This window comes from Methanogenium cariaci JCM 10550, from assembly GCF_001315945.1.
Lineage (GTDB): Archaea > Halobacteriota > Methanomicrobia > Methanomicrobiales > Methanomicrobiaceae > Methanogenium > Methanogenium cariaci.
The window spans coordinates 1-7,799 of record NZ_BBBG01000038.1; the positions used below are offsets into that span (position 1 = coordinate 1).

10 protein-coding genes and 1 pseudogene are annotated in these 7,799 nt (G+C 44.6%); 8 read left to right on the forward strand and 3 right to left on the reverse strand.

What is annotated here, in order from left to right; all coding sequences use genetic code 11:
- Positions 1-251: hypothetical protein (locus JCM10550_RS21005; protein ID WP_218185275.1), on the reverse strand; the 251-nt coding region annotated here is incomplete at its 3' end.
- Positions 252-510: 259 nt separating this feature from the next.
- Here JCM10550_RS21005 and JCM10550_RS16260 point away from each other — a divergent pair.
- The 4 genes from JCM10550_RS16260 to JCM10550_RS16270 are packed head-to-tail and all read left to right on the forward strand — an operon-like array spanning position 511 to position 4,003.
- Entirely contained in the window at positions 511-1,434 is a 924-nt protein-coding gene (locus tag JCM10550_RS16260) for an ABC transporter ATP-binding protein (protein WP_062400666.1), read from the forward strand.
- Positions 1,431-2,093: an ABC transporter permease gene (locus JCM10550_RS25485; RefSeq protein WP_281175450.1), complete on the forward strand. Its 663-nt coding sequence runs from the start codon at positions 1,431-1,433 to the stop codon at positions 2,091-2,093. Before JCM10550_RS16260 ends, JCM10550_RS25485 begins: the two co-directional genes overlap by 4 nt.
- A 5-nt stretch (positions 2,094-2,098) precedes the next feature.
- Positions 2,099-2,536, forward strand: coding sequence for an ABC transporter permease subunit (locus JCM10550_RS25490; protein WP_281175451.1), 438 nt, complete (start codon positions 2,099-2,101; stop codon positions 2,534-2,536).
- Positions 2,537-2,545: 9 nt separating this feature from the next.
- Positions 2,546-4,003, forward strand: coding sequence for an NEW3 domain-containing protein (locus tag JCM10550_RS16270; protein ID WP_062400668.1), 1,458 nt, complete (start codon positions 2,546-2,548; stop codon positions 4,001-4,003).
- Between the two features lie 100 nt (positions 4,004-4,103).
- Here JCM10550_RS16270 and JCM10550_RS23940 read toward each other — a convergent pair whose 3' ends face one another.
- Both JCM10550_RS23940 and JCM10550_RS16275 read right to left on the reverse strand, forming a co-directional pair.
- On the reverse strand, positions 4,104-4,166 hold the full coding sequence (locus JCM10550_RS23940; RefSeq protein WP_245619419.1) for a universal stress protein: 63 nt from the start codon (positions 4,164-4,166) through the stop codon (positions 4,104-4,106).
- A gap of 14 nt (positions 4,167-4,180) precedes the next feature.
- A complete protein-coding gene (locus JCM10550_RS16275; RefSeq protein WP_062400670.1) occupies positions 4,181-4,531 on the reverse strand; it encodes a universal stress protein in 351 nt (116 codons plus the stop codon).
- A gap of 555 nt (positions 4,532-5,086) precedes the next feature.
- On the opposite strand from JCM10550_RS16275, the pseudogene JCM10550_RS23945 reads away from it, so the two are divergent.
- The 4 genes and pseudogenes from JCM10550_RS23945 to JCM10550_RS16285 all read left to right on the forward strand — a co-directional run.
- Positions 5,087-5,362: pseudogene (locus tag JCM10550_RS23945) on the forward strand (SulP family inorganic anion transporter); the annotation flags it as partial.
- 85 nt (positions 5,363-5,447) lie between these two features.
- Complete coding sequence (locus JCM10550_RS25495; protein WP_281175452.1) at positions 5,448-5,858, forward strand: SulP family inorganic anion transporter; 411 nt, start codon at positions 5,448-5,450, stop codon at positions 5,856-5,858.
- Positions 5,855-6,529, forward strand: coding sequence for a SulP family inorganic anion transporter (locus JCM10550_RS25500; protein WP_281175453.1), 675 nt, complete (start codon positions 5,855-5,857; stop codon positions 6,527-6,529). Before JCM10550_RS25495 ends, JCM10550_RS25500 begins: the two co-directional genes overlap by 4 nt.
- A 433-nt stretch (positions 6,530-6,962) precedes the next feature.
- Positions 6,963-7,799, forward strand: an 837-nt coding sequence (locus JCM10550_RS16285; protein WP_157200396.1) for a hypothetical protein, incomplete at its 3' end; no start/stop codon positions are given.

Here is a 7,799-nt window from a genome sequence, read left to right on the forward strand (position 1 = left end):
AAAAAATCAGCATCTGTGAGGTTTATCATTGAAACGTCGCCAACCACTATCTCACTGGCAGGTATACACCCTTGAAAATAGATGTCTGGTGTTTCCAGTGGTGAATATAAGGGAAACTGGCTTTGTAAACCTCCACATTTGCCTGAATAAATGACAATAACATCTTCGTAATACGGGGAGTATTCATTGTTATCGGTCATAGCCATAGCTGGCGCGACAAGAATTACAATCAACACAAGAAGGGTGGCCACCCGGTGTATCATTGTAGTATTTGTTGACGGGATAAGTCAATAACTATATGGCACAATCATCTACACGATGGGTGCTCCCTGATCTCCCCCTGTTTCAACTGTTCCCGGTCTTCCACTTCAGAAATGTCAGAATATAATGTCTGTCGCACACAGATCACCCATTTGCCAACGTGTTCATGACTGTGCGACAATAGCTATAGTATATTGTGACCAAATTTCATGTGTCTCCATATTTGGAGATATCACAGAGACAGTGAATATGATTACATTCGACCACCTCTCAAAAGAATACAACGGTGTCTATGCCGTCAATGATCTCAATTTAGAGATTCCGGGTGGTGAGATATTCGGCCTTTTAGGACCAAACGGTGCTGGCAAAAGTACCACCATTCTGATGCTGACAGGCCTTATCGAACCCACCGCAGGAAGATGCCTGATAGATGGCGTTGAAGTTGCAAAAAACCCGATAGAAGTCAAGCACCGCATCGGCTACATGCCTGAAGATGTTGGATTCTACACCAATCTCTCGGCCAGCGAAAATCTCGACTTTTTTGCCCGTTTGTATGGCCTTGATACCTCCGCAAGAAAATCACGCATCGATGAACTGTTGTCGCTGGTGAATCTTGACGGAGTGGAAAAACTGGTTGGCGGGTACTCCAAAGGGATGCGCCAGCGCCTTGGAATTGCAAAGGCACTCCTCAACGACCCGGCCGTCATCATACTTGACGAACCGACGGCAAACCTTGATCCGCAGGGCGTTGCAGACTACCGCAGAATTATAAAACAGATGGCGGCAGACGGAAAGACGGTTCTTGTTTCATCCCATATTCTTTCAGAAGTGAGTCTGGTGTGCACCTCCATCGGGGGGGTTTTATCTCAGGGGGGGAAACTGGTAGCACAAGGCACATGGAAGGATCTGACACGGGTGCTTGAAGGGGAACAGGTAAAGATTCTGGTGGAGACACGCAGTTCCATGCCGGAATTCAGCCATCCGGATCTCGTATCGGCGGAATATTCCAACGAACATCACGAAGCGGTGATCACTGCACGCTCTGACATCCGGGATGATATCGCAGACGCCCTCCGGAAAGCAGACGTGATGATACGCCAGCTTACTCTTGACCGTTCGACACTTGAACAGGCTGTCCTCTCATATTACAACACCGGGGATGAACAACAATGAAATCAAACGGACTGCCGGTGATCGCACAAAAGGAGCTCCGCGATCACTTCAAAAGCAAAAAATTCCTGCTGATCTTCGGCATATTTTTGATCATCACAATCATTGGCATGGTCAGCGGTGTAGCAGAGTATAACAAAAATCTACAGCAGTATAATGACCGCCAGTCTGTCGCAGATGACGACGAATACAATATGGGGGGGTTCGGATGGGGGGGCAAACCTTCCATCATGACTATCTACCTGGGAGTCAGTGGACTGATCATAACTCTCGGAGCGATTCTGGGTATTGCCATGGGATTTGATCTGATATCGAAAGAAAAAGAGACCAAATCGTTAAAGATACTGTTGTCCCATCCAATCTATCGCGACGAAGTCATCAACGGGAAGGCGCTTGGCGGCCTTATGGCGCTTGCCATTGCACTTGGCATTACGTTTATTGTCACCTTTGCCATTCTTCTGATCTCAGGAATCGTGCCTGAAGGCGATGAACTATCAAAGATCCTGGTATATGGCGGAGCGGCATTCCTGATGATACTCTCGTATTTCGCTCTGTCACTCTTCATGTCCACCGTAGCAAATGACAGTGGCAAGGCCCTTGTCTATACGCTGGTCATCTTCGTCGCCCTTATGAGCCTGCCGATGCTGGTAAACGGCCGGTAATGAACATGATCATTGGTGAACCACCGGAATACCCTGAGCAGGCGTTTGCATCATCAAACTCCGCGTATAGCATCATGGAAGTATCATCTTCGGTAAGTTCCGACGGTGAAGTAGTATATGAGGAACCTGAGCCCGATCCCGTATGGGAAGAATACCGGAAGAAATCTGATGAATACTGGCAAAAACGACAATCGGTATCAGATATTATCTCATTGATCTCACCGACGATGAATCTGCAGACACTCTCATACAAACTGCTGATACCGGATTATAGTAAGATGATGTCCATGTCCTTCAGTCCCGTAGGGGGGGACGACGGCTCTGAGATGCCGGAAACGGATGTATTTGCAGATATTTTCAAGAACATCATCGCGCTGTTTGCATTCCCGGCAGCCTTCCTTGGTCTTGCCTATGTGCGGTTCATGCGGATGGATGTCAGATAGGAGATAAAAATGAAACAGATTAACTATTCAATCCTCATTATCATTTTCCTGCTCTTTGCAATCCTCCCGCTGCCGGTAGCAGCTGAAGAAGCAGCCGAAGGGAGTTCTGATGGCCGAGACATTCAGATCCAGTGCTCTTTTCCGGGCATTGTACTTGAAGCAGGGGAGAGCACGGAATTCGCACTCGCACTGACAAACAACGGTGACGCATTGCCAAAGAAATTATGGGTCGAGACCTTTGGTGAATCAACAGACTGGGAGTATCAGTTCCTGAATGGCGAAACGGAGATCACTCGTATCTCAATTCCAAAGGGTTCAAGCCAGAACATTAAGTTCATCGTAAAAACGTCCTCTGACACTCCTGTTGGTGAATACTATGTAAAAGTCCACATCGGAAACGGCTACTGCTGGTTATACATAGAGATCTCAGATACGCATGCAGGGGGGGAACGCGGGATACTAAAACTTACCACCGTCAATGAACTGGGTGAAGCCATCAAAGGTGCGACGGTCACCGTCAAACAGGGAAAAGATCCAGAACCGGTCATGATCATTAAAACCTCCAATGATGGTAAGATCAGGAGCGAGCTGCCTCATGGTGAATACATCCTCCATATCGATAAGGAAGGGTATCACAGTGCACTCCCGGTGGAAGTCAAGGTCAGTTCAGGTCTTGAAACCGATGCCGGGGGGGATATCATGCTCGAAAAGATGAACAATGCAGTCGAAATATCCTATAAGACGCTTTCAATAACCACATCCATCGGCAAAAATCCGGTATTTGAGATGAAACTGAAAAATATCGGAAGAGCCGACAGTACATTCACCCTTCATTCCACCGGTCTGCCTGAAAACTGGTATACACGGTTTAAGGAGGCAAAAGATTCGGCAGAAAGTCTGTCTGAGATCTTTATGTATGCCGGAGAGGAAAAAACATTATATCTCGAAGTGATTCCTTCATACGGAGAGGAGACGGGGGATTATCATTTCACCTCTGTCGTGACCTCACCAACCGGTGACGATTATGATCAGGAACTTGGGGTTACTCTTCGCGGGGAGTATATCCTGAAGGTATACACTGATCAATATCGCTATGAGCTGGGCAAAGGCGATAAGGTCAGCTTTGATGTCAGACTGAAAAACACCGGGAGTGCGGGTTCACTGACAAACATCAGACCGGAGATCTCTGCACCTGAAGGCTGGAAGGCCACGATATCACCAAAGACCATTGCCAGCCTGGAACCCGGCGAGAGCAATACGATATCCGTCACTCTCATCCCGCCGTCAAATATCGCTGCAAGTGAATACAAGATCAGCCTGAAGGTTAAATCGGATCAGGTTGAAACAAGCGATGATTTCCGGATGGTTGTCAAGGAAAGTTCAGTTGTGACCATACTCGGACTGCTCCTGCTTGTGGGAGTCGCGGGTGGTGTCTGGTACGCGTTCAGGAAACATCAGCGACGCTAAAGTCCGGATAACACTTCACTCACCAAATATCCTTTTTTTGACGTTTTTTTCGGATTTTGTTTCGAAAATGTAGTGAATTCATGTTTAAAAAATGGATTTTTTATTTTACAATCAGAACCGGGCATTTTGCATGATAGGTAACTTTCTGACTGACACTTCCCAGAAATACCCCCCCTTTCAGGTACCAAGACCGCGACTGCCGATGACAATCAGATCAGCTTTTTCCTTTTCAGCTATTCCGATTATTTCAGCTGCGGGATCCCCCCCTATTGCGACTTTTAACGTATATGCCAGACCTCCCTGTTCAAAAATATCCAGCGTATTTTTTATATCAGATTTTGCATCCTCTTCAAGGAGGGAATGCACATCAAAATTCGCCTGTACCATTCGTGATTGTGAAGGCGGGGTATTTATGATATATACCAGAATTACGTGCGAGGATAACTCCCGGGCAAAATCTGCCGCTTTATCAGCCGCACGTTGTGCATTTTCAGATCCGTCAGTTGCAAGTAGAATTTTTTCATACATGATACTATTACTCCGGTACAATCCCTGTCGAAAATGCCAATGGTGACTTGCTTAAATCCACAAAGTATCCCGCTTCATGGCACTCCACGAATTCGCGATAGTTTCTCATTTATCCTGCATAAAGAAACACCGTTCAGCTATATTGACTTCCGAAATCACTCTCTGATGTGTCATCAAAATGCATGAGTTGATGCTTTATGCATGTTTATTTCCCAAAGCAATCAGGGTTATTGATCCTTTTCGGCAATCTGTGTTGGATATTCAAAACTATCCTGAATATTTTGTCAGGTGCAGGTGAGGTATTTTCAGTAAATGATACTTGCCACGGAAATAAAAATGATTTTCTGCGGAATGATTAACAATGCAGATAGCGATTATTATTGACATAATTAAACTGCCGCACAAGGAGATATTTTAAAAACGTTAAGCCGTTTGTCAGCATTAAAACCGGTTTTGAGTGAAATATTTTTTTCAAATTAAAAAATTAATATCCGGTAAAATCCTGAAAAATTCGTAAATAATCAATATTCAAATGAAATGGGGGGGACATAGTTCTTGAACGCGCAAACAATAAAAGATGAATGGCTTTCAAATATAAGGGGTGACGTACTTGCCGGAATTACCGTCGCACTTGCGCTGATTCCTGAAGCAATTGCCTTTTCAATCATTGCCGGTGTTGATCCAATGGTTGGTCTGTATGCCTCATTCTGTATTGCAGTCGTAATATCTGTTGCCGGCGGAAGACCGGGCATGATCTCGGCTGCGACAGGTTCGATGGCACTGGTCATGGTTGTTCTGGTGCGGGATTTCGGGCTTGAATATCTCCTTGCAGCAACCGTTCTGACAGGAATGATACAATTCTGTCTTGGTCTTTTGAAAGTGGGACGTTTTTATATCATTTATACCGTATTCAGTCGTGCTTGGCTTTGTAAACTCCCTTGCAATTCTGATATTCCTCGCCCAGATCCCGTTTATCATTGGTGCCTCACTCCCGGTTTATCTCATGACCGCAGCAACAATTGGAATTATCTATATTTTTCCCCGTTTTACCCGGGCAGTCCCGGCACCTCTTATTGCCATTATTGTTATGACGGCAGTTGCAATCGGGACGGGGGGGTTACATGTTTTGACCGTAGGAGATTTAGGCACAATCACCAAAGCACTCCCCCTGTTTCATCTTCCGATGGTGCCGTTAAGCATTGAAACGCTGCTTGTTATTCTTCCGTATTCGGTAACGCTTGTTATCGTAGGGCTTCTTGAATCGCTTCTTACGGCATCCATTATTGATGAAATGACCGACACGAAAAGTAATAAAACCGGGAAGTGAAGGGGGGGCAGGGCATTGCAAACTTCATTACCGGTTTTTTCGGAGGTATGGCCGGTTGTGCAATGATTGGCCAGTCCGTCATTAATGTGACGTCAGGAGGAAGAGGAAGGCTTTCTTCCATGACGGCAGGGCTGTTCCTGATATTTTTGATCATTGTTCTTGGAGATCTTGTGGCACAAATTCCGATGGCGGCACTTGTTGGTGTCATGATCATGGTTGCAATCGGGACATTTGAATGGCAGTCTGTAAAGGACATTGCCAAAATTCCAAAGAGCGATGCATTTGTCATGCTTACGACAATTGCCATTGTTGTCTATACCCATGACCTGGCAAAGGGTGTGTTAACCGGTGTTGTGCTTGCCGCCCTTGCCATGGCATGGAAAATGTCTGTTATTTCCATCTCTGGCAGGGAGAGGGAAGACGGTGTGAAAATTTATACCGTGAAAGGACAGTTGTTCTTCGGGACAATGGCAGCATTCATTGACCTGTTTGATTATACCGGTGATCCCGATAGCATTGAGATAGACTTTCAACATTCCCATATCTGGGATCAGTCTGCAGTTGAGGCAATTGCCCGGGTAATCGACAAATATCAGCAGGAAGAAAAGTCGGTTTATGTCACGGGTCTTGATATTGAAAGCCAAAAGACGCTCGACAAGGGATTTTCCTGAAACAGTTTGAAGATACAAATTCCTTCCCTTTCCCCCCTCATAATAAATTGCCAAATACAATATTTTCCCGCCAAAATGATCGTTCATTTCGGTAAATGCTACATTCGGGAGGGAGATATTCAAATGACGTCCCCGTCATGAAAAGACAGATGCGATACCGGTGAAAATATTTTTAAGCTTATGAGCAGTACGCATCGTGGCGATAGCAAAACCCGCTAAAAAATGATTTCTGTCGTTTTAGTAATCCATTATCAATTAATTCCATGTTCTGGAGATTTAAGAAATATACTGTGGATTTTTGCCGACATTCGTGCATTTTATTTCCTGACAAAAAACTGCACATCAAATCCTTTAATTATTAATACCAAGTGTAAATTAATATAGAGATTAATTTCAAACATTTGGGTGTTTGGTACTATAGTCTGGAGATGTTATGGCAGACATATGCGTAAAAAAATATTTTGAAGGTGAGGATGGATACCTTATTCCTGCCGAATATAAAATATACCTCGAATCCGCAAAAGAAGACGATTTGACCGGTCTTTTGGGAAAATGCAGGGCCCTTTCTGTTGATGCCAAAAATGGCATTCTTGACGTGAAAATCCCTAAAGACCCTAGTCTTATCCATACTGTTGCAAATGAGATTGAGCAGATGTTTGGGTGGTCCAGAGATCTTGATGAAAAATATAACCAATCTTCCGGGGGGGGGATTCCTGAATCTGAAGATACTTTCCGAATTAATGAAGATAAAAATAATTTAGCAGAACATCCATCGGAAGTATCTGCAGTTTCTTCCGCGTTATTTTCCGGGGAGGCAATAACTGAAGAACTATCCGGCGCGGGAAGAATTCATGCTGGTATCAAATCTGCGTCAGACATGGTGGAAGAAGATGAGAAAGAAGAGGATGCTTTTTCAGAAGAAGATTATCTCGTTCTGGAAGAATCAGACTTCCTGGATACCGATCATGAAGGCCTGATTAAATCACACGAAGATGTGGATGAACATGAAAACAGATGTCATCAGGAATCCCTCGTGAATGAAATTACAACGGAAATATCTGTTGAATCTGACATTCAGGAAACAAACGATCGGGATTTGACTTTCATCTCTGATAATAAATGTGTACATGATACCGGGTCTGAAGAATTTGCTTCTGCTGATATTCCTCTCCCGATCTTTCTGCCTTGGATGCTTCGCTTGAGGATGAGCTTTCTGCTTTTGATGACGAATTGGATGTATTGGAATCTTCTTTCGAAGATGCTGAATCTA

Coding starts and splice junctions, on each gene's coding strand:
- JCM10550_RS25490 (WP_281175451.1), top strand. CDS start 2,099: ATGATCATTGGTGAACCACCGGAATACCCTGAGCAGGCGTTTGCATCA.
- JCM10550_RS16270 (WP_062400668.1), top strand. CDS start 2,546: ATGAAACAGATTAACTATTCAATCCTCATTATCATTTTCCTGCTCTTT.
- JCM10550_RS25485 (WP_281175450.1), top strand. CDS start 1,431: ATGAAATCAAACGGACTGCCGGTGATCGCACAAAAGGAGCTCCGCGAT.
- JCM10550_RS16260 (WP_062400666.1), top strand. CDS start 511: ATGATTACATTCGACCACCTCTCAAAAGAATACAACGGTGTCTATGCC.
- JCM10550_RS16275 (WP_062400670.1), bottom strand. CDS start 4,531: ATGTATGAAAAAATTCTACTTGCAACTGACGGATCTGAAAATGCACAA.